General features: G+C 55.7%; 15 protein-coding genes and 3 pseudogenes. 12 read left to right on the top strand and 6 right to left on the bottom strand.

The genetic code is table 11. The features are described 5' to 3' along the window. Nucleotides 1–171: 171 nt before the first annotated feature. Nucleotides 172–3,150: a Tn3 family transposase gene (locus M0M83_RS03150; RefSeq protein ID WP_248467588.1), complete on the bottom strand. Its 2,979-nt coding sequence runs from the start codon at nucleotides 3,148–3,150 to the stop codon at nucleotides 172–174. A 137-nt stretch (nucleotides 3,151–3,287) separates the two neighbouring features. Further along, nucleotides 3,288–3,866: pseudogene (locus M0M83_RS03145) on the bottom strand (Tn3 family transposase); the annotation flags it as partial. 388 nt (nucleotides 3,867–4,254) lie between these two features. On the opposite strand from M0M83_RS03145, the pseudogene M0M83_RS21950 reads away from it, so the two are divergent. From M0M83_RS21950 to M0M83_RS03120, 5 genes and pseudogenes are all read left to right on the top strand, one after another. Further along, nucleotides 4,255–4,365 (top strand): annotated as a pseudogene (locus M0M83_RS21950) (ImpB/MucB/SamB family protein); the annotation flags it as partial. Between the two features lie 67 nt (nucleotides 4,366–4,432). Further along, nucleotides 4,433–5,722 (top strand): site-specific integrase, encoded by a 1,290-nt coding sequence (locus tag M0M83_RS03135; RefSeq protein ID WP_034039555.1) that lies wholly within the window; start codon nucleotides 4,433–4,435, stop codon nucleotides 5,720–5,722. Then, the gene (locus M0M83_RS03130) at nucleotides 5,715–7,445 is read left to right on the top strand and encodes a site-specific integrase (RefSeq protein ID WP_034039553.1); all 1,731 of its coding nucleotides are present in this window, start codon (nucleotides 5,715–5,717) and stop codon (nucleotides 7,443–7,445) included. The genes M0M83_RS03135 and M0M83_RS03130 overlap by 8 nt, the downstream gene beginning before the upstream one ends. After that, nucleotides 7,442–9,481, top strand: a complete 2,040-nt coding sequence (locus M0M83_RS03125; protein ID WP_034039551.1) for a hypothetical protein — start codon at nucleotides 7,442–7,444, stop codon at nucleotides 9,479–9,481. Before M0M83_RS03130 ends, M0M83_RS03125 begins: the two co-directional genes overlap by 4 nt. After that, entirely contained in the window at nucleotides 9,462–9,638 is a 177-nt protein-coding gene (locus tag M0M83_RS03120) for a hypothetical protein (RefSeq protein ID WP_248467587.1), read from the top strand. Before M0M83_RS03125 ends, M0M83_RS03120 begins: the two co-directional genes overlap by 20 nt. Before the next feature lie 355 nt (nucleotides 9,639–9,993). Here M0M83_RS03120 and M0M83_RS03115 read toward each other — a convergent pair whose 3' ends face one another. From M0M83_RS03115 to M0M83_RS03110, 3 genes are all read right to left on the bottom strand, one after another. Continuing rightward, a complete protein-coding gene (locus M0M83_RS03115; protein ID WP_058131653.1) occupies nucleotides 9,994–12,684 on the bottom strand; it encodes an AAA family ATPase in 2,691 nt (896 codons plus the stop codon). Nucleotides 12,685–12,959: 275 nt separating this feature from the next. Beyond that, nucleotides 12,960–13,085, bottom strand: a complete 126-nt coding sequence (locus M0M83_RS21650; RefSeq protein WP_261229367.1) for a hypothetical protein — start codon at nucleotides 13,083–13,085, stop codon at nucleotides 12,960–12,962. Nucleotides 13,086–13,123: 38 nt separating this feature from the next. Beyond that, on the bottom strand, nucleotides 13,124–13,681 hold the full coding sequence (locus M0M83_RS03110; protein ID WP_003152690.1) for a TetR/AcrR family transcriptional regulator: 558 nt from the start codon (nucleotides 13,679–13,681) through the stop codon (nucleotides 13,124–13,126). Between the two features lie 179 nt (nucleotides 13,682–13,860). On the opposite strand from M0M83_RS03110, the gene tmexC reads away from it, so the two are divergent. The 4 genes and pseudogenes from tmexC to umuC form a co-directional block, all read left to right on the top strand. After that, nucleotides 13,861–15,024 (top strand): multidrug efflux RND transporter periplasmic adaptor subunit TMexC, encoded by a 1,164-nt coding sequence (gene tmexC / locus M0M83_RS03105; protein WP_065285147.1) that lies wholly within the window; start codon nucleotides 13,861–13,863, stop codon nucleotides 15,022–15,024. A 15-nt stretch (nucleotides 15,025–15,039) separates the two neighbouring features. Next, complete coding sequence (locus M0M83_RS03100; protein WP_034065037.1) at nucleotides 15,040–18,174, top strand: multidrug efflux RND transporter permease subunit TMexD3; 3,135 nt, start codon at nucleotides 15,040–15,042, stop codon at nucleotides 18,172–18,174. Nucleotides 18,175–18,178: 4 nt separating this feature from the next. Then, nucleotides 18,179–19,612 (top strand): multidrug efflux transporter outer membrane subunit TOprJ1, encoded by a 1,434-nt coding sequence (locus M0M83_RS03095; protein ID WP_003152694.1) that lies wholly within the window; start codon nucleotides 18,179–18,181, stop codon nucleotides 19,610–19,612. Between the two features lie 429 nt (nucleotides 19,613–20,041). Beyond that, nucleotides 20,042–21,007, top strand: a pseudogene (gene umuC, locus M0M83_RS03090) (translesion error-prone DNA polymerase V subunit UmuC); the annotation flags it as partial. A gap of 10 nt (nucleotides 21,008–21,017) precedes the next feature. On the opposite strand, the gene mobI reads toward umuC, so the two are convergent. Continuing rightward, nucleotides 21,018–21,461, bottom strand: coding sequence for a conjugative transfer protein MobI(A/C) (gene mobI / locus M0M83_RS03085; protein WP_000348524.1), 444 nt, complete (start codon nucleotides 21,459–21,461; stop codon nucleotides 21,018–21,020). Nucleotides 21,462–21,925: 464 nt separating this feature from the next. On the opposite strand from mobI, the gene M0M83_RS03080 reads away from it, so the two are divergent. The 3 genes from M0M83_RS03080 to M0M83_RS03070 are packed head-to-tail and all read left to right on the top strand — an operon-like array spanning nucleotide 21,926 to nucleotide 24,415. Next, nucleotides 21,926–22,900 carry a ParM/StbA family protein gene (locus M0M83_RS03080; RefSeq protein ID WP_000497807.1) on the top strand — a complete coding sequence of 325 codons (975 nt, stop codon included), beginning with the start codon at nucleotides 21,926–21,928 and terminating at the stop codon, nucleotides 22,898–22,900. Between the two features lie 2 nt (nucleotides 22,901–22,902). Continuing rightward, a complete protein-coding gene (locus M0M83_RS21645; protein WP_001995600.1) occupies nucleotides 22,903–23,172 on the top strand; it encodes a hypothetical protein in 270 nt (89 codons plus the stop codon). Nucleotide 23,173: 1 nt separating this feature from the next. Continuing rightward, nucleotides 23,174–24,415 carry a tyrosine-type recombinase/integrase gene (locus tag M0M83_RS03070; RefSeq protein ID WP_001218618.1) on the top strand — a complete coding sequence of 414 codons (1,242 nt, stop codon included), beginning with the start codon at nucleotides 23,174–23,176 and terminating at the stop codon, nucleotides 24,413–24,415. Nucleotides 24,416–24,425 lie beyond the last annotated feature (10 nt).

Raw genomic sequence — 24,425 nt, 5'->3', positions numbered from 1 at the left:
ATGGGAACTCCACTTTCTTGTGCGATATGTTGCATCAGATGCCCGGAAAGCAGTTGCAGCTCGGGTTTAACCATTCTGGGGTTCTAGGGATTTTCCCCTCTAAAAAGACATAATCCTCTGTAGACCACACCAATAAATGGCTGCGGAGGTGGTTTACTTTCAGCTTGGAGCCTAATCATCCACTATCGGCCTTGTTATTTCGCCAATATTGGGCAATTTCCCAGTATTAGTGAAGTTATACGTTCCGCTTAAGTTGATATTTTGCCACGCAACGGGCGAAACAGCACGAGTGATACCCGCTTTCTCTTCATCTCCTCTCGCTTCAAAGTGTCCCAGAAGATGACTCAGTATCGCGGAGTTGAAGTAGATGATCGCGTTGGCAAGCAATCTTGCGCATTCATTCCAGATAGCGATTTCAGACTCGTTTTTGCCACGGAACTGATCACCATTCACCGACGCAATGGCTCGTCTAAGGAAGTGCCATGCTTCTCCCCGGTTCAGGGCACGTTGCACATACTGCCGCAAACTGGCATCGTCGATGTAGTCAAGTAAATATTGCGCTTTAACCAGTCGATTATACTCCGTCAGAGCCTGTAATATTGGGTGTCCAGAAGGGTAACCAGACAACTTTCTTACCAGCATTGCTTGTGTCGTCCGCTTTGTCTGAAGTGACAGAACAATACGCCTGATATCTTGCCATCCCGTTGTAATAACATTCGTTCTGATAGGCTTCTTTAGCGCCAGTATGGTGCTGCCTTGTTCACTTTCAGTCACATCAAACAGATCATTGATGACACTACTGAACTGCGCGTATCGCGGTGCAAAACTGTAACCGCATAGATCCAGTAAGGCGAAGTTAACATGATTGACACCGTGTGTATCTGTCGAGAGTACGTCAGGTTTGATTTCACTGCTGTTGGATTGTAACAGGTCATAAATATAGTGTGATTCGTGCTCGTTGGAACCGATGATCCGAGCATTGAGGGCGCTGTGGTTGGCCACCAGTGTCATGGCCGTGATCCCTTTGTTGGTGCCGAAATACTTAGAGGAGTACCGGGTTTTAAAGGTTTCCAGATGGGTTTCGAATTTCTGACCATCCGCACTGGCATGCAGCTGGTCCTCCTGAATATGGTAGTGGCGGAAGATGGGTAGCGCTGCAACCGCATTATTGATCACGTCGCTGGCGTCATGCAGCGTTTCAGGCCGGATATAGTTGGCCTGCACCGTACTCAGGTGTTCATAGCTTCGATCGGAGATCTGCGCCATGCCATACACACCACGGTGAGTGGCGTTGGCAATCAGAATGGCCAGTAAATCATCCTGATGAGTGAACCCTTGTTTTTGTATCGGAAGTACATGAGTCAGACATTTCATGAACCCGGTTTCGCGCTCTACATACCGCAGTACATCCGCGATACCGACCGGTTGCATTCGCTTAAAAAAGGGATTGTTGACCAGAGATGTAGCGCTTTTGGTCGGCAGACGCCAGCGGGTACCGGTACGATTTTTCATGATCACATTTCGATTGTCTCCCTCATCAATATGGAGAGCAACGTCTTTGAGTGCACTTTCCAGCCGGTGTTGTTTCTCCTGTAACAATAACTCTGCGGGCTGTTTTAGTCTGTCCAGTGTTGATGAGGCCAGCAAGGTATCCTGCGATGTCTGGGGGATCAGGTCGTCTTCCAGTGCGCGGTATTTGGTAACATTTGGCAAATAAATGCGTCCATTCAGTCGTGAGGTTAACTGCCGGTAGAGCAGCCATTCGTAACGTTGCGGGTTAACGTTATCCTGTTTAACCAACCATGGGAGGTGCTTTTTCGGGATGAGCGACGTATCCATCGTCTTCAGTGGTCCACCGAATGCGATTTCCGTCTGCATCTGTTGAAGTTGGGCGACGACGGCTTCTGAGCCTTTACCGGCCTCACATTCAAGGCACAAGAACACCTGCCTTAACAGTTGCTCCAGGAGATTGCATTGTTCATCGTAATGTTGCCACTGGTACTCTTCCACGGTCCGTTTCTGTTTTTTCAGGTAAAGGCAGAGGGTCTGGATATCCCTGTCATTCATGACCTTCAATGCCTGTTGTCTGACTACTGAGAAGGGTTGATTATCATCAATGTTCTCATCCACAAACAGATGCAGTAACTCTGCCGCTTTCGTGACATTGTCCGCGGCTGACTGCCAGGACAGGAACACTGCTTGTTGTGCAAAGGTGTTGGCAGCTTCTTGTTGCTTGCGGATATGGTAAATGAACCCATCAGTTAACCGTTCCAGTGCCAGTTGTATCCGCTCTGTCAGGTGACATAGCAACCATAGATGCTGCTGTGCGCGTTTGAATCGTTTGAGTTTACTACCGTAATAGTTGATGAGCTCACCGAAGTGTTGTCGATTTTTAAGAGACAGATTAAGCCCATCGATAACGCCATTGATTTGCGTGCGCCATGGCGCTAACTGATGATAAAGGGCAAGCTCTTTTTTAAGTTCAGGTACGGTCAGACTTTTTGCACCGCCTCTGAGCTGGTTCAGGTTTAGTCCGTCATCAATGGCTGTTATGCTGTCCAGAAAGACGTGAAGTTCAGGACTGGTGAGTTGATTAAGTTGGTGCGCCAGGTCTTTTCTGACCTGCTGCATCGCTCTGCTTATCAGTCTCTGGAGTACGGTGTACCTAGGGATAGCAATGCTGTGACTGGTTAGGAATTCAATAGCAGTATCAAAGAGGTAACGCGGCTCCAGCCAGGCATTGCCCACCTGAACAAGGTGGTCGAAAAGAGAATTGAAGTGCTGACTTTCGTCCCATTTGTGATAACCAGCAAGGTCTAATACTTTTGCGTAGAGTCGATCTTTTTGTTTTTGTGAGGGAGTGAATGGTCTGAGCCCCTTGCCGCCAAGCAGCTCTTTACTGATGAACATTAAATCCTTAGAAACCTGCGAGTAAGCGATATCTAGGATGACGGGCTTTGATTTGAAGTATCCCAAAATCGCGACAAAGTAACATCTATGAGCTCTGAGACGAATTGACCGAAAAACTGCCAATTCCGCATCGTTCAGAGAAAAGTACAGACGTTGTTCTTCGATTGAAAAAATGGGTGGGGAATAAAGATCTGCCTGTTCTGCTCTCGTGAGAATAGTAATTTCGTTTTTGATGGCCATATCAGGGCTGTTCCGTATTAAATGTACGATATTTACCTAATTTGCCACACTTATAAGTAGTAACCCACCTCCGCAGCCATTTATTGGTGTGGTCTACAGAGGATTAAGTCTTTTTAGAGGGGAAAATCCCTAGAACCCCATTGTGATACTTGGTAATCATTCCCCCCACGAAATTTATTGCCATTAACTGAAGTAATAGCACGTTTTAACTGATGGTATGCTTCACCTCTGTTCAAGGCTTGCTGGACGTAATGACGCAACGTTGAATTATCAACATACTCCAAAACATAAATAGATTTAATTAAACGGTCGTACTCATGCAATGCTGACAATCTTCGGCTCTTGCCGTTACTCAACTTTCTAATGATTGTGCTTTGAGTGGTGGTTTTACGACTCAATGAACAAACAATATGCTGAATATTGTCCCATTCTTCAGCAATTAGCTTATGATTAATATCTTTCTTTAATTGAATACGGCCTCCGTTCTCTTCAGTCACTTCAAATAGCTCAAAAAACACCTTTTTCATTTTCGCGTATCGAGGGGCGAATGTGTAACCAAAGAAATCTAATATAGCGAAGTTAACATTATTGGTACCATGCGTATCGGTCGATAAGGTATTAGGCTGTATATCTGAAGAGTTGTTATAGAGTAAGTCAAAAGCAAAGTGACCTTCATATTCGTTAGCGCCAATGACTTGCGTACTCACCGGAACATGACGTGGTCAACCAAAATTGACCAACCCAGTTAAGCTACTTTTTTCAATTTCTTCATGTCCGCCTCATATTGATTTGAAATTTCCATACTTTATCTAATTCATGTTTTTCTAAATTAGCTAAAATGCAACTCAGAAATGTCCAGAAGTGAGTTGTGTGGTGTCGAGTGGAGATTGTACGATTAAGCCCCTAAGTAATTAGTCAGTCAGTCTCCCTCGGTAATCAAATTAGTACATCTTAGCGATCAAATTGGTAAAAAATTAGACATGTAGATGAATGCCCACCTTAAAAAATAGACAGCGGGTTGGGCTGGGTGATTTTTCTGGTGTTAGACGCCAGCAACCCATGCGGCAGAATGGTTGCTCACTTACTCGTCTATTTTTAGCGGGAATTCTTAGCCAACTGTACGCGCTGTATGCAGATTTAAGCAGTCGAGTGATGCGCACTTTGGAGGAGATGGCACCACGAGTAGAGGTTTACTCTATTGATAAGAGTAAGTTGTATAGTGCGGACGCCTAAGCTATTGAGTTCTATCTATGGACATTGTTAAGCGTCCCAGGGGCGTTGAATGGCGACGCTAGAGCGCATTCATTTCGTGCCCCATTACCTCGTGCGCAGAGAGAACGCCGTCGCATACTCCCCCAGTAGCAGCCGGCCATCCATTGAGGGCTTGCCCCAAATCTTTTGGGCAGACTATGCACCTTGGAGGGAGGCAAACCTGTGGGCAGTGGAGCGAGCAACGACTGGTGACGCTTCTCTTAAGACCGTTGCCAGTAACATGAATGGCCTTCTCAATTACGCTAAATTTCTTGAATCTCGTGATTTGCAGTGGTTCGAGTTTCCCGCTCGCAAAGCTGACCGCTGCCTGGTGCTATACCGAGGGGCGTTGATCAAGATGCGCGATGCCGGCCAGATCGGCCCATCCACGGCGTCTGAGTACATGCGCAATTGCATCATGTTCTATCGGTGGGTAAGGCATAGGGAGCTTCTTTCTCCACACGTCCAGCTGTGGCGGGAAAAACCCTACGTCGTTAAATACTTCGACCGGGTGGGGTTCGAGCGAACGATCAGCGGAACCACCACCGACCTCAGCATCCCGAACCGTAAGCGCCCAGGCCAAACGCTTGAAGATGGGCTGTTGCCAGTCTCGGAGACCGATCGCGATGCAATTCTGGATTTCGCCGCAGAGAACGCCACGCCCGAGCTCTACCTCATGTTGGCCCTTGGATTTTTTACCGGGATGCGGCTCGGCAGCATCTGTGATCTCAAGATTCAGTCTCTGGAGCGCGCCGCCCCCGACCCTTCCGCTGAAGGGCTTCTACGCCTTGCAGTTGGTCCAGGCGCAGCTCCGCCAGTGCACACGAAATTCGGTGTGACTGGCCAGGTCTGGATACCCGAAGCGTTGCGTGATGAATTGCTGGAATATGCCAAAGGCTGGCGGAGGATGGAACGAGAGGCGAAAGCCTCGCCCGAGAATCGTGATTTGCTGTTCTTGACCCGCTTTGGTAACGCCTATGGCAGGCGCGGCACCGATCAGTCATCTGCTGTGAATGTTGAGATGTCCGAGTTTCGAAAACGGGGCGTCAAAGCAGAACTACAGGTGCTCCGTAAATTCCGCTTCCATCAGTCGCGCTGCACCTTCGGTACCGAATTGGCACGTCTGGCGCTATCGGCTTGTGCCGATGTCGCTATTGTAATTGCGACGGTCAGCGACGCGTTGCTCCATGGGCCTAACTCTGAAGCCACCACCTTCAAATACATCCGATTCGTACAGGCACTGCCGATCAAACAAGCCCTCTCAAATAGCTTCATGGCGGCATTTAGCGGGATCGGCGCTGGGGCGCGGCACGATGGATAGTTCCGAATTCGACCTCACTTTCCCGATGCTTGAGTATGGGGCCACTGAAACGCCCTGGGACCTCCGGCCGCTGCTGTTTCGCGGAGGTGCAGCAGCAAAGGTGAAGCATGTGGGCCGCCAGATCGCGCAGGGCGAACTCGGCAGTCCCTTGCCGGAACGTTTCGAGCTGGTGACGCAGCTGCATGAGCACATGACTGACGACCTTGCTGGTGGCGGAAGTCGCTTCTCGGTGCAGAACAAGATCAGTGCATTGCGCCGATTCTTTGCCTGGATCGATTCAGAAAACGTGAATCTCAGTCTCGAGACGGCGGCCGACACGTTCATTCGTTGGACCGATCACTTGCTCCAGCGTCATCGAGTCGAACGCAATTTCAGCGATGGGTCCCTGTACGATCTCACCAGGCTCACGGCGACGATGCTGGACCGAGCATTGGACCGCCAAGCAAGCCTGAGCAAGAGCACACGTATTCGCAAGCCGCGCGGCAAAGGCAAGGTACATACGAGCAAAGCGGACAAGCAGAATCTGCAAAACACCTTCGCATTCGGACACCTTCTAGCTGACGTATGCGAGGCATTGACCTGGAGGGGGACAATGGCCCCCCTCCCAGTTTGTATTTCGTTACGCACCGGCCAAGTGCTGGAACTATGGTCGGGATTGCAGAGCCCCGAGAAAGTAGCGGCCCGCCGTACCAGGCCGCAAAACCAAGCGCAAATCGAAGCATCCCTGGCGGCGCGTGCCGCCCACGATGCAGATCGGACACTGCGGACCCGTTTCCCCATCGTCAATTTACGGATCGAGAGTGAATTGCTGATGTTCATCGCCCAGACCGGTCTGAACCTCCAGCAAGCACATACCCTGCGGGTTGAGCAGTTTCATTACACCAGCCACATAGACGGCTACCAGGTACGTACCTACAAAAATCGACGGGAAGGAGAAGTGCTATTCGAGATCTTTGCCAGTTATCGAGAGTGGTTCGAGCGCTATCTCGAATGGCGTTCCGAATGGTTTCCCAATGAGCCGGATGGTTTGCTCTTTCCGCTTATACGTAGCGGGGGACGAATCCTAGAAGAGGCGACGCAGTTCACGAACGTTACGCGCATCTGCCGCGAGCTTGGCATACCGATAGTGAGACCGCGAAAACTGCGCGGGACGCGCATCAACTGGTTGCTTCGGGAGTCCCAGAATCCCCAACAGGTTGCGGAGTTGGCCCAGCATACGGTGCAAACGCTGATACGCGTATATGCCGACCCCCATCCGCAGATCGCTATGGTGGAAATTACGCGCTTCCATCAGCAAACCGATCCGTCCCTTTCACCTCCTGCTCCTGGTAGATGTGTATCGGCCACACCTGAACCAGTGGGCACGATGCCGAAGAATGGTCCGCGACCCGACTGCATCAATGCTGCCGGTTGCCTGTTCTGTACCCAGCACCGGGATATCGAAAGTGAGGATCATGTGTGGTCTCTCGGTAGCTTGCGCCACCTCAAATCGCTTGAACTGGCACGCTACCGCCCATCCAGTTCGGGTAAGCACCTGACGACAGAGCATCCGGCCCTGCTGGTGATCGATCGGCTGACGGCCAAACTGCGCTTCTTCGAAGAAAGTAGCGAGGTCCGCAGGCTTTGGGTCGAAGAAGCCAGAGCGCGCATAAGTGAAGGTGACTACCACCCGGCCTGGGATGGCTTCATCCGATTGGCAGAACTGCGACAAAGATCAGCATGACGAAAAATATTCTTTCCGAACTTGGCCTCGGCATCGACTCGCCCCTAGCGATTCCTGATGCGCCGAACTACCGTCCGCCGTGCTGGCCACCGCAGCGTGATTGGCCGGTCATCATAGATGCCGCTGGCCAGGTGGTGAGCCGTTGGGGCGATGCCATTTGGCGGCTCGACCCATGGGCGGGAAAACGGCTCACTCTCAATTTCGGCGATGGCCCAGCTAAGAAATATGTCGCCGCGATCGATCCTGCGAACGCCGATTTATTGCGGACCGTAATCGGCTGGTGGCTATACGGCCCCAATGGAGCCCGTGGATACCGAGGCCTGAAAACGCGCTTCGACCAGATGCGTCGGCTGTTCGTCTTGTGCACTCAAGAAGGCATTCTCGCATCCGAACTGAGTCATTTTCCGCGCGTTGCCGACCGTCTCCCGGAGGTGCTCCAGGCTTCCCGGTCCGGTGAGTTCTTGGCATTGCTGCACGAACTGTACGAGCGGCGGGATGCGCTGGGGTTCACCTTGTTGGATCGCGCAGGGTTGGCACGCCTCGCAGCGGCCATGCCCGACCACCAGAAGCTCCAGACCCCCTATATCCCGCCCCGCATTTGGCACTATCAAATCACACGCTTGCGCGAATGCCTGGATGACTTTTTGGCGCATCGAGGCCAAGTCGAGGAGTGCTTCCGCTTCTGTCTGGCTGCCTATCGGCACAACTCTGCCAGTCTCCAAGGACAACGCAGGCCACAATCGTTCTATCCGTTTCAGTGGCCGTCGGATGGATCAAACGGAAAGTGGACTGGGCGGCAGTACTACGGCCCATTCATCGACACCGCGCATCGGTTTGGCATGGTGGAACTATTTCGTCGCTGGCTGGGAGTGAGCGACGACGAAATTCGCATTCAAACTCTGAGTCGCTACCTCAACCTCGTGAGTCGATCTGGACTGTGCTATCTGCTGAACTTCAGCCTCATGCGAGTCGAAGAGGCTTGGAACCTGCGCGCCGATTGCTTGCACATAGAACGTGATCCGCAGTTTGGCGACATCCATGTATTGTGCGGACGAACGACCAAGACGATGTCGGATTCTGAGGCACTTTGGGTGACGTCCCCGTCAGCTCAGGTGGCAGTTGAAGCCATGCGTGTGGTCGCAGACCTCCGCGCAGAATGCGACTCTCCCCCCGGCGAGGCCTCGGTGCCGGATGATCCGGCCAAGCGCTATCTGCTTGATTATTGCCTTGAACCGTGGGGAACGAAGTTCACCAAGATCAACCGCACGATTCGGCCATCGATTCCGAGCTATGCCCATGTGCTTCAGTGGTTCGACAAGCTGTTCGACCGTGAGCAATTGCGCATTACGCCGGAAGATTTCGAATTGGCTCGGTTGGTGACGCCGACGCTGACCGACGAGTTTGCGGTCGGCAAAATCTGGCCGTTGGCCTGGCATCAACTCCGACGAACCGGCGCAGTGAATATGCAGGCATCCGGGCTGGTCAGCGACGCTTCATTGCAGTTTCAGCTAAAGCACGTCGCCAGAGCGATGAGTCTCTACTACGGGCAAAACCATTCCAGGGTACGGCTGGAAGAGAAGGCCCATACCTACTACGTCCGCACCATGTACGAAACTTTGGGTAGGCAGCTGCAACAGCTGACGAGCAACCGATTCGTCAGCCCCCACGGCGAGAAGCGAAAATCTGAGATTGTCCGCCTAATCTCAGCCTCTGATGCTAAGAAAGCGATCAATCTGGCTAAGAAGGGGACGGTCACTCATCGACCGATTTTGCTGGGCATCTGCACGAGCCGTACCCCCTGTCCCTATGGGGGCATCGACAATATCGCTCGCTGCGGAGGGGGCGACTCCCCCGGAGAAACCAAACCATGTGCGGACGTTCTCTATGACCCCGAGCAACTCGACGAAGTCGAAGTGTTGGAGGCGGTATTGGATGAGCGCCTGGCCGCTGCCGAGGTAGACAGTCCGCTAAGGACTTCGTTGGAAGCCCAGAAACGTAGTGTGGAGAATTATCGCCATGTCATCCGGCAAACATGAATCCGCTGACCCGGCTAAGCGAATGAGTGCCGGCGAGCAGTATCGCGCAGCGTTCGAGCGGCTGAAGAGCAACAAGCCCGAACGACTGCCGAAGGGGACGCCCGTAAGTCAGAACAACGTTGCCAAGGAGGCCGGCAGCGACCCCTCTGCACTGTAAAAAGCTCGTTTCCCCCTACTGATCGCTGAGATCCAAAAGTACGTGGAAGGACACGCTGAGCAACGTCCGCCATCAGTGCGCCAAGTCAGCTTATTAGCCCGCAGAAAAAATCGTGGACTTCGAGAACGGATCGAGGAAATCACGCAGCAGCGTGACCACCTAGCCAGCCTACTCAGTGAGGCCGACGCCACCATTCTTGAGCTGTACGACCGTATTGCGGACTTGGAGCGCCAACTGCCGGCCTCCAATGTGCTTCCTCTTGATCCGCGAGGCCACAAAAAACTTTGAAACGGAGAGCTCGCAATATTCGAAAGAAACACAGCCATGCCCGACCAGCCCGGCATGAAACGTCGGGCTAGCCGCCGAAGAGCTTCTTGCGTTGCGCGGTCCGCTCCCGGCGTAGATTCTCGTAGGCAGTTCGGCGTTTAGTCGCGTTTTTGATTAATTCCAGGACCTGGGCGATATCGCCGAGCAACTCCTCACGCGCGGGAAGCGGTAGTTGGCGCTCGCCTGGGGTGTCGTGGGCCTCGGTAGCTTCGCAGGCCCGCGCATACACTGCCAGCAACTGCTCCCACTCCTCTGCGGGGTGGCCAATGACAGCACCAAATGCTTCTACGCTCACCACATCGCTGAACGGCTGGACGGTATTGTTCAAAAAAACCTCGCGTATGGCGCGCTCGACAGTGCCTCGGAGGCTTGAGTATCCCGATGCGATTTGCCGCTCAAGCTCATCATCCGGGTCGCTGCCGACCGGAACGTTCAGTGCTTTCGCACGACTTTCGAGATCGGCCAGGCGGGCCTTGGTGTCCATCGTCGTCCACGTCAGCCCCTCGCTCACTAGTCCCGGCGACTCGTCCCAACCGATGGTCTTGTAGCTGGCCGAGCGATCAGCGCGCTGAAGCGCCATCGCGAGCTCGGTCAGGAACACCGCATCATGGGTGAACACCAGCACTTGGCGGGTCTCAGCCAGCGCTACCAAACGCCGAGCTATGGCCCGACGATATACGTGATCCAGCGACGTAGACGGATCGTCGAAAATAACGGTCGAAGTATGTGGCAGGGATTCGAGCTCGGCGAGGAACATAGCCATCCCCAACGCGCGCTGCTCGCCCTCTGACAGCACCTTGGAGGCTTTCGCCGTGATTTCCTGCAGGCGCAGCGTGACCTTGGTCACCCCCAGCTCTGTGCGCCCGCTCAGGTCGGGTTGCACCCGTCGCTTATAGCCCAGGGCTTTCAACTCAGCATTCATAGAAGCGGCCAGAGCCTCGGTCACATGCGTCGCCGCCAGGGACGTCAGTTTGCGTGACACTGCCGCTGGGTTGAGGGCGGCATGGCAGCGGCTCAATGTGGCATGGACCTGACTGTCCTGAACAAAGCGCTCCACCGCGCCAAGCTGGTTGGCGAGGCGTTGTCGGGCTTCTAGCTCTGCCAGTTCTTGGGTCAGCGCCAAGCGTAGAGCGGGATCGGCAGAGGTCCGCAGGGTATTGGCGTCGACTCGGAGCGAAGCAGCTTTGGCGGCGAAGAGACTATCGAGGTTTGCTTCGATAGGAAGCGGTTCTGACTCGGGGGACCAGTTTCCAGTTTGCAGGGCTTGGCTAACCCAAGTATGCCGGGCGGTCCAGACCGATGCCGCTGCGGTGATGGCAGCGTGTAGGTCGGGCAGTCGCTCCTCCACGTCAGCCCGTGTTGGCACATCCAGAACGTTTAGATCGACAGCCTGCACCTTCCCTAGAGCGTTCATGCGCGCAAGCGTGGCGGCTTGCGCATCCGCCGTGGCGCTGTCGGCGACAAATGCCGCGAAACGCCGCATGCGCTCCGAGGCATCCGTTGAATAAGGTTGCTGGCAGAGTACGCAGTAAGCGTCCGGTTCCAGGTGCGGGAAGGGATGTTCAGGGTATGCCGTCTGCTGAGAGAAAGCCTCAGCGGCTCGGTACATCGTTTGCCAGAGTTCAGCTCCTGTGCCTTCCAGCAGCGTGGCGGTGGGTGAGGACGTTACCGGCAACTCCATGGCGTTCAGTGTGTCTCGATCCTGAAGACGCGCTTGCGCCAGTTGCATGGCGAGATGCGCGGTTTTTTCCGTTGTAATCAGTTCCTTTGCCCGTGCTATGGCACGATCATTCACCCAGCGCTGGACTTCCTCGGCTCGACGCTGCGCCTGGTCCAAGCGTGTCGCCAAACGTTCCAAGGCCAGCGCCTGCGGCACAGGATCGCTTTCCAGTAATGTCCGCTTCAGAAACTCCAGTCGCCGGAGTTCATCGTCACCGACCGTCCCTAATCGAGCAAGCACGGCGCGGTCCGAGTCCCCACCTAATTTGGCGATGTAGCGGCCGACTTCGGTGTCACCCTTCAGCGGTTCGAATTGCCGGGTATCCAGAGCCAAGGCATTGCGTTCGGTCCCAATCCGTGCCTGTAAATCACGCTGAAGTAGGACCAGGCGCGTCAGATGAGTGAGTCCGTAGGGCTGAAATGCAGGGGTCCCTTCCGCGTCGATGTAGTCATTGGCACAGGCCGCGTCGTAGACCGAGACCGAACTCAAATGCAAATGGGCCGGCCCGTTCTGGACCCAACGTGCGGTTTCCGGAGTGCCATCCACCAAAATGGCGAAATCTGCTGATGGCAGTCTAGCTGGGGTTGCCGCCCCAAAAGCGTCGGGCAGGACCTCCACCCGATGCCGAGCGTTGCAGGCATTCTTGAAGACGCGGGCGTAGCCGGATTTGCCGGCGCCGTTATGACCAAAGAAAATGGTCATGCCCTCCGGTGCGAGGTCAAAGGCACGACCGGACGGGAAGCCGTTTACCTGGTCTAGCCCCGAGACACCCACCAACCGCACGGTTGCGCCACTTCCGGCGCCTGGTACGTCGTCCAGCGTGAATGGCCGTGCTCCCCCCGTGGTTGCGTCTTCCCGTTCTTGCTCGCGAACCATTCGCAGAATGGTCTCGATGTCATCTTGGGTTAGTTCGGCCCGGGCAAATATCCGGCGCAGTGCTTCCTGCTGCCAGGGTCTGAGTCCGCCGGCCCACCCAATAATCTCGTCCAACAATGGCATATCCGTCTCCTTTCCAGATCCGCCGATTAAAGGCCGCGCCCAGTTGGATGGCAAGTGGCCAGCGCCTTCGAGGTGCTTCGCCGTGTTCCGTTTGCCTGCCTTCCTGACCGCCACCCTAGTGGCTTGTCCGGTCGTGACGCTACACGGGCAGAATTTCTGCATGCTGGCCAGTATCAAGCCGCTCTAAAGTCCGCTACCGGAAAGCGCTGTTTAGCGGTGAGAGACGGGGAAAGTGCGGAAGCTACTACCGACGCAAGCGATGTGGTGAGCAGTCCTCAGGTATGTGCGAAATTGCACTCCTCTTGACCACCAATTTGGGTTGGCGTTGACCACGGATTGCGTTCAACTTGACCAGGGCGTGTCACTGTCACGACCGTCAGAGAACGGCCAAAAACGGACACCGCCAACCCGTTGGAAAAAAACTGAGCGTAGCTTTCCGTTAAGTTTGGTAGTTGCAAGCCCCGTTCAGGAAGAATTGCTCGATCAACGCCGCCATACCTGCGCGTGCGATACGGCCGCGGCGCTCGGCGTCTACCAGGCCGAAGATCAAGGAGGAGAAGATTTCGGTAAGCGCCGGGGCACCGATATCGATACGGAATACGCCCAGTTTTTGCCCGCGTAGAAAGAACTCGTCCAGCGTTTCTGAGTAAGGCAGCCATCGGCAGCCGCCTGCATCTAAATCAAACGTGTCCGGGCGCCACTGAAATGAGAGGAAAACCAACAACTCCCTGTGAGTCAAATGGCCTTCGATCAGGCGATGCAATGCGTCCAAGGGCGCCGACTCAAGATCGGCATCGGCAATGACCCGATAAATAACCACCGAACCATGATCCAGAAGCATCTCGATCAGGTTGTCGCGGGTGCCGCAAAACCTGTTTAGCGTCGCCTTGCTGACTCCCGCTGCCTGGGCTATTTCTTTGAACGTGGCTCGCGGGTGGTCAACGATGGCGATCGCCAGGGCCTTCAGCAATTTCTCATCGGCAGCAGTTAAATCCATCGGTCACTCTTTATCTATCGCAGGCAGATGCGGGTATTTTGCCTAGAACACTCATTTTTCTCAAAGAGGATACTAGCTTTGTTCACATCAAAATCAAATGAGTCAATATTGACTCATTTAATTTTGGTGTGCATCATGCGCGGCTTCGACTACGTACTGGCTTCGTGCTTGGGTGAGATATGAACAAATTTCGCGAGTGGATCACTTTTTCCGTGATCTCCTGTTTGGTCGCCGTGACCCTGGTTGGCTGCGACAAGCCCGAAGAGCAAGGGGAGGAGGCGCCGGCGCGTGAAGTCGATGTGCTCAGCGTGCAGACCGAGCCCTTCACCGTGGTTGCCGAGCTACCAGGACGCATCGAGCCGGTGCGTGTCGCCGAGGTGCGCGCGCGGGTGGCGGGGATCGTGCTCAAGCGCACCTTTGAGGAAGGGGCCGACGTGAAGGCCGGCGACGTGCTGTTCCAGATCGACCCTGCGCCGTTCAAAGCGGCCCTGTCGCGGGCGCAGGGTGAACTGGCCCGCGCCGAGGCGCAGTTGTTCCAGGCCCAGGCGATGGTTCGCCGATACGAGCCGCTGGTGAAGATCAACGCCGTCAGCCAGCAGGATTTCGACAACGCCAAGGCCGCTCTGCAGAGTGCCCAGGCCGACAAGCGATCGGCCCAGGCCAATGTCGAAACCGCCCGCCTGGACCTGGGCTATGCCGAGGTTCGCGCACCCATTGCCGGACGCATCGGCCGAGCCCAGGTCACCGAAGGGGCGCTGGTAGGCCAGGGTGAGGCGACTCTGCTAGCGCGTATCCAGCAACTTGATCCGGTGTACGCCGACTTCACCCAGCCGGCTGCCGACGCCCTGCGCCTGCGCGCGGCCATCGCCGAGGGCAAGGTTACCGGCGCTAGCGACCAGCCGTTGTCGCTGCGCGTCGATGGTACCGATATCGAGAGCAAGGGCACGCTGCTGTTCACTGATATCTCGGTGGATCGCAGCACCGGGCAAATCGCCCTGCGAGGGCAGTTCGACAACCCCGAGGGCGTGTTGCTGCCGGGTATGTACGTGCGTGTGCGCACGCCGCAGGGGCTCAACCAGAACGCCATCCTGGTGCCGCAACGTGCCGTGCAGCGTTCGGCTGACGGCCAGGCCAGCGTGATGCTGCTGGGCGAGGGCGATACCGTCGAGGTGCGCCAGGTCACTACTGGCGCCATGCAAGGCTCGCGCTGGCAGATCAGCGAGGGCCTGCAGGCCGGCGACAAGGTGATCACCAGCTCGCTGGCGGCTATCCGTCCGGGCGCCAAGGTCATCCCACGCGAGCAAGGCGCCGCCGAAAAAGCTCCACAGTCCCAGGCCCAGTAAGCCGGAGAACCATTCATGCCCCTGTTTTTCATCCGACGCCCCAATTTTGCCTGGGTAGTCGCCCTGTTCATCTCGCTAGGTGGCCTGCTGGTCATTCCGTTCCTGCCGGTGGCACAGTACCCCAACGTGGCGCCGCCGCAGATTACCGTGACCGCCACCTATCCCGGCGCCTCGGCGCAGGTGCTGACCGACTCGGTGACCAGCGTCATCGAGGAAGAACTCAACGGCGCCAAGAACCTGCTGTACTTCGAGTCCACCAGCAACGCCAACGGCATAGCCGAGATCACCGTCACCTTCCAGCCGGGGACCGACCCCGAACTGGCCCAGGTCGACGTGCAGAACCGTCTGAAGAAGGCCGAGGCGCGCATGCCGCAGGCCGTGCTGACCCTCGGCATCCAGACCGAGCAGGCCACCGCCGGCTTCCTGCTGATCTATGCGCTGAGCTACACCGATGGCGACAAGGACTCCGATGTCACGGCGCTGGCCGACTACGCGGCGCGCAGTATCAACAACGAAATCCGCCGGGTACCCGGTGTCGGCAAACTGCAGTTCTTCGCCTCCGAGGCGGCCATGCGCGTGTGGATCGATCCGCAGAAGCTGGTTGGCTACGGCCTGTCCATTGATGACGTGAACAACGCCATCCGCGCGCAGAACGTGCAGGTGCCGGCCGGTGCCTTCGGCAGCACGCCGGGTTCCAGCGAGCAGGAGCTGACGGCGACCCTGGCGGTCAAGGGCACCCTGGACAACCCGCAGGAATTCGCCGCCATCGTGCTGCGTGCCAACCAGGACGGCTCGCGCCTGACCCTGGGCGACGTGGCACGCATCGAGGTCGGCAGCCAGGACTACAACTTCGGCTCGCGCCAGGACGGCAAGCCCGCCGTTGCCGCCGCCGTGCAGCTGTCGCCCGGTGCCAACGCGATCCAGACCGCCGAGGCGGTCAAGCAGCGTCTGACCGAGCTGTCGGCCAACTTCCCGGACAACGTCGAGTTCTCCGTGCCGTACGACACCTCGCGCTTCGTCGACGTGGCCATCGACAAGGTCATCATGACCCTCATCGAGGCCATGGTGCTGGTGTTCCTGGTGATGTTCCTGTTCCTGCAGAACGTGCGCTACACCCTGATCCCGTCCATCGTCGTGCCGGTGTGTCTGCTTGGTACCCTGACCTTCATGTACCTGCTGGGCTTCTCGGTGAACATGATGACCATGTTCGGCATGGTGCTGGCCATCGGCATCTTGGTGGACGACGCCATCGTGGTGGTGGAGAACGTCGAGCGGATCATGGCCGAGGAAGGCCTGGCGCCGGTGCCGGCGACCATCAAGGCGATGGGGCAGGTGTCCGGGGCGATCATCGGTATCACCCTGGTTCTGTCGGCGGTGTTCCTGCCGCTGGCCTTCATGGCGGGTTCGGTGGGGGTGATCTACCAGCAGTTCTCGCTGTCGCTGGCGGTGTCGATTCTGTTCTCGGGCTTTCTCGCGCTGACCTTCACCCCGGCGCTGTGCGCCACGCTGCTCAAGCCGATTCCTGTAGGCCATCACGAGAAGACTGGCTTCTTCGGCTGGTTCAACCGCAAGTTCACCAGCCTGACCAGCCGCTACACGAAGCTCAACGACAAGCTGGTGCCGCGAGCCGGGAGGGTGATGTTCATCTACCTGGGCGTGGTGGTGCTGATGGGCTTTCTCTACATGCGCCTGCCGGAATCCTTCGTGCCGGTGGAAGACCAGGGTTACATGATCGTCGACATCCAGCTGCCGCCCGGCGCCACCCGTGAGCGTACCTCGGCCGCTGGTGGAGAGCTGGAGTCATTTCTGATGGCCCGCGAGGCCGTGCAGACGACCTTCCTGGTGCTTGGCTTCAGCTTCTCCGGCATGGGCGAGAACGCGGCCATTGCCTTCCCGCTGCTCAAGGACTGGTCTGAGCGTGATTCTTCGCAGTCGCCGGAAGCCGAGTCGGTTGCGGTCAACGAGCACTTCGCCAACCTCGATGACGGCGCAATCATGTCGGTACCACCACCGCCGATTGAAGGCCTTGGTAACTCCGGTGGCTTCGCCCTGCGCCTGCAGGACCGCGCCGGTCTCGGCCGCGATGCCCTGTTGGCAGCGCGCGATGAAGTGCTGGGCAAGGTCAACGGCAATCCGAAGTTCCTCTACGCCATGATGGAAGGTCTGGCCGAGGCGCCGCAGCTGCGCCTGGTGATCGACCGTGAGCAGGCCCGCACGCTGGGTGTCAGCTTCGAAGCGATCAGCAGCGCGCTGTCCACTGCGTTCGGCTCGTCGGTGATCAACGACTTCGCCAACGCCGGCCGCCAGCAGCGCGTGGTGGTACAGGCCGAACAGGCCGAGCGCATGACGCCGGAAAGCGTCCTGCGCCTGCATGTGCCCAACGACAGCGGCAGCCTGGTACCGCTGAGTGCTTTCGTCACCACGAGCTGGGAGGAAGGCCCGGTGCAGGTCGCGCGTTACAACGGTTACCCGTCGATCCGCATTGCCGGTGACGCCGCGCCCGGCGTGAGCACTGGCGAGGCGATGCTCGAACTGGAGCGCATCGCTGCCGAGCTGCCCGAAGGTATCGGCTACGAGTGGACCGGGCTTTCGTATCAGGAGCGGGTCGCCAGCGGCCAGGCGACGATGCTGTTCGCGCTGGCCATCACCGTGGTGTTCCTGCTGCTGGTGGCGCTCTACGAGAGCTGGGCGATCCCGCTGACGGTGATGCTGATCGTGCCGGTCGGCGCACTCGGCGCGGTACTGGCGGTGACTGCCATCGGCCTGCCCAACGACGTGTACTTCAAGGTCGGCCTGATCACCGTGATCGGCCTGGCGGCGAAGAACGCCATTCTCATCGTCGAGTTCGCCAAGGACCTGTGGGAAGACGGCTACTCGCTGCGCGATGCCGCTGTCGAAGCCGCGCGCCTGCGTTTCCGCCCGATCATCATGACCTCCATGGCGTTCATGCTCGGCGTGGTGCCGCTGGCCATCGCCACTGGCGCCGGCGCTGCGAGCCAGCGCGCACTGGGCACCGGGGTGCTGGGCGGGATGCTCAGCGCGACCATGCTCGGGGTGATCTTCGTGCCGATCTTCTTCGTCTGGGTGCTGTCGCTGCTGCGCACCAAACCTCAGCAAACCGACAACCATCCCCTGCATAAAGCGGAGTAATGCGATGACCTCTCACTTCATGCTCCGTCGCGCTCTGCTGCCCCTGGCCATCGCCGCCCTGGCGGGGTGTTCGCTGGCCCCGACCTACGAGCGCCCGCAGGCACCGGTCGCGTCGCACTGGCAAGCCGCCGACGCGGAGGGCGCCCGTGCCCAGGCGCTGGACTGGCAGACCTTCATCGTCGATGCCGACTTGCGCCGCGCGGTGGATACGGCGCTGAGCAACAACCGCAGCCTGCGCCAGGCGCTGCTGGATATCGAAGCTGCGCGTGCCCAGTACCGCATCCAGCGTGCTGATCGCCTGCCTTCGATCAACGCCAATGCCAGCGGCAACCGCCAGCGCCTGCCTGCCGATCTGTCGCAGACCGGGCGCTCGGAAGTGACCAGCAACTATCAGGTCGGCCTCGGCCTCGCGGAGTACGAAGTCGACCTGTTCGGCCGCGTGCGCAACCTCTCCGAGGCCGCGCTGGAGACCTACCTGGCGACCGAGGAGGCGACCCGTGCCACGCAGATCAGCCTGGTTGCCGAGGTCATCCAGGCCTACCTGACCCGCGATGGTGCGCTACGCCGCATGGCCCTGGTCGAACAAACCCTGGACAGCCGCATGGCCTCGCTGGAGCTGGTCAGCCAGCGCCGTGCAGCGGGGGCCGCCACCGCCCTGGATTACCAGGAAGCGGTCGGCCTTGCCGAACAGGCTAGGGCCGAGCGCGAGAGCACCGAACGCCAGTTACGCCAGGCGGACAACGCCCTGGTCCTGTTGCTCGGCACGCCAGATGCCGCTCGCCTGCTGCCCGCGACGCCCCGCGACGACCTGATGGTGCTGCAGGACATCGCCCCCGGCACCAGCTCGGAACTGATCGAACGGCGCCCGGACATTCTCGCCAGCGAGCACCGCCTCAAGGCGCGCAATGCCGATATCGGTGCAGCTCGCGCCGCGTTCTTTCCCCGGATCAGCCTGACCGGTTCGGTGGGCAGCTCCAGTGCCGAGTTGTCCGGATTGTTCGATGGCGGCTCGCGGGCCTGGAGCTTTGCCCCGACGCTGTCGCTGCCGATCTTCGCCGGTGGCCGCAACCGCGCCAACCTGGACCTCGCCGAAGTGCGCCAGGACGCGGCGGTGGCCGACTACGAAGGCACCATCCAGACCGCCTTCCGCGAAGTGGCCGATGCCCTGGCCGCCACCGACACCCTGCGCCGCGAGGAGGCTGCCCGCCAGGCTCTGGCCGGTTCCAGCGAGGCTGCGATGGCCCTGGCTAAGGCGCGTTACGAGGGCGGCGTGGACGACTACCTGCGTTATCTTGACGCCCAGCGCAGCACCTTTAGCAACCAGACCACACTAATTCAAATCAGCACGGAACGGCAGATTGCGCTGGTTGACCTGTTCAGGTCTCTGGGCGGTGGCTGGGGCCAAACTGAACCGATGGCCGGGATCGGCGCTGAGTGAGCAAAGCCAGGAGTCCTGCATCCGAAGACCGGACTCTGGCTCCATCACCGGTGAGCTACTGGTCATCGACGGGGCAATCGTCTGATCGAGAATAAGACTGTCTGACGACTGGCAGGCCTATGGATTATTGGTGGCAGCAGCTAACGGCTCTATAAAGAGCTGCAAAAAATCACTGTAACGCATGATTGACTGACTGCTTCTGGCCGGTTTCTGCCTGTTGCGTCTCTGCTGCCCACTGGCCAAGTCGGATGCACGCGGTGGTCAGTACCAATGCAATTGACTGGTCAAATGGGTGCAATTGCGCAGGTATGGACTTCAAGCCCCAATTTCCTGGAAAAGAGGTTCTTTCTATGGACATCCGACATCAGAGATTGAGTAGCGGAATGTCTGAGCTGAAGTCATGTCCATGGCTGTTCTTCTTTCCTTTACATCGACGAAGCGTTTTTGGATTTAACCGGTATTGAGTCTGCCATATCTCTTGTCGAGTTCGGACAACAAGTGCGAGAGCGCATAGGCCACTGGATTGGGATCACCGTCTGTGTAGGCATTGCACCGACTAAAACACTCGCCAAACTGGCTAACCATGCCGCCAAAAAATATCCAGCTACTCAGGGGGTTGTAGACCTGACCAATCCAGATCGGCAACGTCGATTGCTCGCATTAGTCCCGGTTGATGATGTTTGGGGCGTTGGTAGACGGCTTTCTAAGCGTTTAAATGCGTTGGGTATCACCACAGCCTTAGATCTCGCCAATGCCTCTCCTAGAGCCATCAGAGACCAGTTTTCAGAGGTTTTAGAAAGAACCGTCAGAGAGCTCAATGGTGAGTCGTGCATTGAACTTGAAGAGATCCCGCCAACTAAGAAGCAAATCGTCTGTAGCCGTTCATTTGGCGTAAAAGTGACGCACTTTGAATTTTTAAGTGAAGCCGTATGCGAATACGCAACCCGCGCCACTGAGAAACTTCGCAAAGAACAGCAGCAAGCCAAAGTGCTGACCGTGTTCATACGTACCAGCCCCTTTAAGGACAACGAGCCGCAGTACAGCAACTCTGCATCGGGTGAATTGCTAATCCCCAGTTGCGACACGCGGGATTTTATCGAGCTGGCCAATCACTTACTCAAGCGGATATGGAAGGATGGTTTTCGTTATGCCAAAGCGGGCGTCATGCTGTCTGACTTTTACGATCCTGGCATGTTTCAACCAGGACTATTCGATGACGTATCGACCCGCTCTAATAGCCAGCAGCTAATGTCTGTATTGGACACCATTAACCAAAGCGGTGCCGGAAAGGTTTTCTTTGCTGGACAAGGACTCAAGAAAGATTGGTCGATGAAGCGAGAGCATTTGTCTCCCGCTTATACAACACGCTGGGACCAGTTACCGCGAGTGAAGTAGCGCAGTTGACTCAATACGCATTCACTCTGCGACGCAGCATGTTGAGCTTATCAACCTGGCGTCGAATATCACTGAAGAATTCCTCTTTCTCCATGGCCAGCGCTAGCTCCCATTCTTTGGCCAAACCTTGGCAGTCTAAAAATGCGTATCTCAGCTTCGTCTTTGAGATACGCAGCCCCTTGCTAAAGACCACGCGTTTGCCTCGTTGACCGTGAAAACTGTTGATATACCACTCTATGCCAAAGCCATACTTAAAGTCTCTGATACGGACACCAAGCAGACCCCAGTCTTTAAAGGGCTCATTCTCTCGAACCTTGTAATGGGTAACCCAAAAGTCATCAACTTCAGCTCGTGCCAGCGCTTTTAGCCTGTCCGTTTCTTGCTGAAGTAAATCTGATACATCTGCTTTCCATTGTTCATTGACGATTTCTACCAAACCAATTTCCCCATCCAATTAACCCCTAAAGCCAAAACCACTATCCGTTTGGCTTTTGGATCGAAACGCCAAACGTAAAACTGCCGTCACAATCACTGTTTGGCGTCTCGATATAAATCGACTCGCTCAATCCCATACCCGACAAGGGATACAGGCTGATTTCACTTAAAAACACCTAAAAAGACGTATCGCCATGAAGATACAAACCGTTTGGCAAGTTCAGGCCAGAATGCAAACGACGTTTGGCGTCTCAATTTTTTTGGCTAGGTCACCAGCCGCCAAACAGAGCCTATTCTCATACTTTTGCAAAAATGCAATAGGCAGATAGATGAAAGGATTTGTCACCTTTCTGCCCACCGCCAGTGCACCGAATCCTGATAATGACATTTGAGTAAACCGCCAGAGCACTTGGAAATGCCCAAGCGTGAACAGCGCGGTTGATTGAAAACCGTTAGAGCACTTTGAGTGCACAGGAGATAAGTATGTTTGTACTAGGCGTAGATATCGGTTACTCAAACCTGAAGCTGGCAATTGGCCAATCAGGTAGTGAACCGAAAACCATTATTCTACCTGCGGGTGCCGGTCCAGCGGATCGTATGCCGGAGCGTATCGGTGGAGGCGATGATGAAACTTGTTTGTATGTCTCTGTCGATAATGAGCGCTGGGCCGCTGGTGTTCCTGCTGGACGCCTTCAAGGCTGGGAACGAGAGCTTCACCCGGAATATCCCACCACAAAAACCTATAAGGCACTTTTTCATGCCGCCTTGTTAATGGCTGAAACAGAATCCATCGATTTGGTTGTCACTGGATTACCGGTTTCCCAGTTTCATGAACCACAACGTAAGTCTGACCTTGTGCAGCGTTTAAAAGGTGTCCATCAAGTGACGCCTAAGCGCAGCATCACCGTTCATGACGTCAAAGTACTACCACAGCCTGCCGGTGCCTATATGGATCTGGTTCAAACGGGTGGTGATCTGGGCTTGATTGAAGAAGGTCGTGTCGTCGTCATTGATCCCGGCTTCTTTTCTGTTGATTGGGTTGCCCTTGAGGCCGGAGAAATTCGCTACAGCTCATCAGGAACCAGTCTTCAGGCAATGTCCGTGCTACTGGAAACCATCGATAAGCTGATTTCGGAAGATCATGGTGCCAAAGTCGGAATGGATCGACTTGAAAAAGCCATGAGAACCGGCGACTTACAGGTCCTGCTATTTGGAGAAAAAGTCGATATTTCACCTTATCTGAATGCTGCCATGAAAAAGGTAGCGCCTGTTGCTCTTACAGCCATGCGTCAATCCATGCGTGACGAAAGCATTAATGCGGACTTGGTATTGATCGCCGGAGGTGGAGCCTTGGCTTATAAGGAAGCGGCCAAGGAGATTTTTTCACGAAGCAAGATCATCGTGCCTGAGCAGTCTGTTTTGGCGAACGTCCGAGGCTTCTGGTTTTATGGGGCATGATCATGAGAGTTGTCGTCAACATTCCCCCAGGGAGCCACCCAGAACTACTCAAAGAATTGGAAAAGACGCCACCACGGGAACGCGCTGAGCGTCTGCGGATGCTGGCAACCTTTGGGTTAATTCAAATGAGCCAACCCAATCTATCCACGACATCTGTACCGGTGGATGGCCTTGCACCAGATGGTGAAGTTACTTCTATGAGTACAGCGCCAGAACCCAAAGCAGAAACACGTAAACAATCATTAAAATCAAAACTAGGGCTGGGCTTATAACATGGCGTTATCAGTTAGCTGGCTCGATGCCAGGTTAAATAAAGAAGCAAAAGAAACCGTAGTAAAAGCCGACCGAGATGGGCTAAGTGCTCGGGTATCGCCCAAGGGCAAAATTGTTTTTCAGTTTCGTTATCGGTTCGATGGCAAGCAACAGCGGGTAGACATAGGTACTTACCCCCTTATGAAGCTGGCTGAAGCCAGGAATGAGCTGGATAGGTTAAGGGCAGTACTTGATCAAGGCCGAAACCCCAAGCTTTACCTACAGCAGGAACGGGCTAAGTATTCTGCTAATCAAAGCTTCGAATCGATTTTTCGAGACTGGATAGACTCTGCCGGTAAGCAAGGGCTAAAGGAGAAAACGTGGCACTACCAAAAACGCAGCAGTGAAATATATTTGCTGCCCCGACTTGGCAAGTATCCATTAACTGACATCACTGAATTGTCCTTGCGAAACTGTCTTCGTGAGGTTTCGGAATCGTCTCCGTCAAACACAGAGCGCCTAGTGTCTGTACTGCATAAGTTCTATGACTGGCTGATTGATGAACAAATTTTGGAAATTAACGCTGCCGCTGGGATCACAGCAAAAAAGGTTGGCGGTAAAAAAGGAAAACGAACTCGGGTGCTAAATGACAACGAGATCAGGATACTTTGGCGCTATTTGCATGAGTCAAAAATCACTGAGAAGAATCGCATCTACATAAAACTGCTTCTCTTATTGGGAGGGCGCAAGGGCGAACTCATTCAAGCTGAAAAGCATCACTTTGACTTGCAATCTGCAATGTGGACAGTGCCCATAGAGATCCGCAAACAAGGTGAGAAAATTGGAGCGCCGATCATGCGGCCATTGATTAAGCCAGCTATTGAGCTGATTGAACTGGCGATGCAGATGAGCAAATCAACTTACTTGTTTCCCGCGAACGGACAAGAAGAGCTTGCCACAAATGGCTTTGATACCACTATTCCTAACAATGTGAAAATCTGGGCTCGCAGATCGCTTGGTATTGAGATGGAACACTGGTCTATGCATGATCTTCGCAGAACGATGCGAACGCGAATGTCTGCCATCACGACGCAAGAAGTTGCCGAGTTGATGATTGGCCACAGCAAAAAAGGGCTGGATGCTATCTACAACCAATATCAGTACCTGGACGAAATGCGTCATGCTTACGACGTTTGGTATCAACAACTAGAAACCATCATCGAGCCGACAGGCTTTCCATTCAACTGGCGTTTCGGACAATAAGGGGTAGCTG

Source organism: Providencia rettgeri (assembly GCF_023205015.1).
Classification (GTDB): domain Bacteria; phylum Pseudomonadota; class Gammaproteobacteria; order Enterobacterales; family Enterobacteriaceae; genus Providencia; species Providencia rettgeri_E.
The sequence above is the reverse complement of the archived record's forward strand: the minus strand, read 5'-3'. Positions and strand labels throughout refer to the sequence as shown.

Bases quoted from the DNA above. Each gene is read 5' to 3' on its own strand.
- M0M83_RS03100 (WP_034065037.1), top strand. From the start codon at position 15,040: ATGCCCCTGTTTTTCATCCGACGCCCCAATTTTGCCTGGGTAGTCGCC.
- M0M83_RS03130 (WP_034039553.1), top strand. From the start codon at position 5,715: ATGGATAGTTCCGAATTCGACCTCACTTTCCCGATGCTTGAGTATGGG.
- M0M83_RS21645 (WP_001995600.1), top strand. From the start codon at position 22,903: ATGAGAGTTGTCGTCAACATTCCCCCAGGGAGCCACCCAGAACTACTC.
- M0M83_RS03125 (WP_034039551.1), top strand. From the start codon at position 7,442: ATGACGAAAAATATTCTTTCCGAACTTGGCCTCGGCATCGACTCGCCC.
- tmexC (WP_065285147.1), top strand. From the start codon at position 13,861: ATGAACAAATTTCGCGAGTGGATCACTTTTTCCGTGATCTCCTGTTTG.
- M0M83_RS03135 (WP_034039555.1), top strand. From the start codon at position 4,433: ATGGCGACGCTAGAGCGCATTCATTTCGTGCCCCATTACCTCGTGCGC.
- M0M83_RS03070 (WP_001218618.1), top strand. From the start codon at position 23,174: ATGGCGTTATCAGTTAGCTGGCTCGATGCCAGGTTAAATAAAGAAGCA.
- M0M83_RS03110 (WP_003152690.1), bottom strand. From the start codon at position 13,681: ATGGATTTAACTGCTGCCGATGAGAAATTGCTGAAGGCCCTGGCGATC.
- M0M83_RS03080 (WP_000497807.1), top strand. From the start codon at position 21,926: ATGTTTGTACTAGGCGTAGATATCGGTTACTCAAACCTGAAGCTGGCA.
- M0M83_RS03120 (WP_248467587.1), top strand. From the start codon at position 9,462: ATGTCATCCGGCAAACATGAATCCGCTGACCCGGCTAAGCGAATGAGT.
- M0M83_RS03115 (WP_058131653.1), bottom strand. From the start codon at position 12,684: ATGCCATTGTTGGACGAGATTATTGGGTGGGCCGGCGGACTCAGACCC.
- M0M83_RS03095 (WP_003152694.1), top strand. From the start codon at position 18,179: ATGACCTCTCACTTCATGCTCCGTCGCGCTCTGCTGCCCCTGGCCATC.
- M0M83_RS03150 (WP_248467588.1), bottom strand. From the start codon at position 3,150: ATGGCCATCAAAAACGAAATTACTATTCTCACGAGAGCAGAACAGGCA.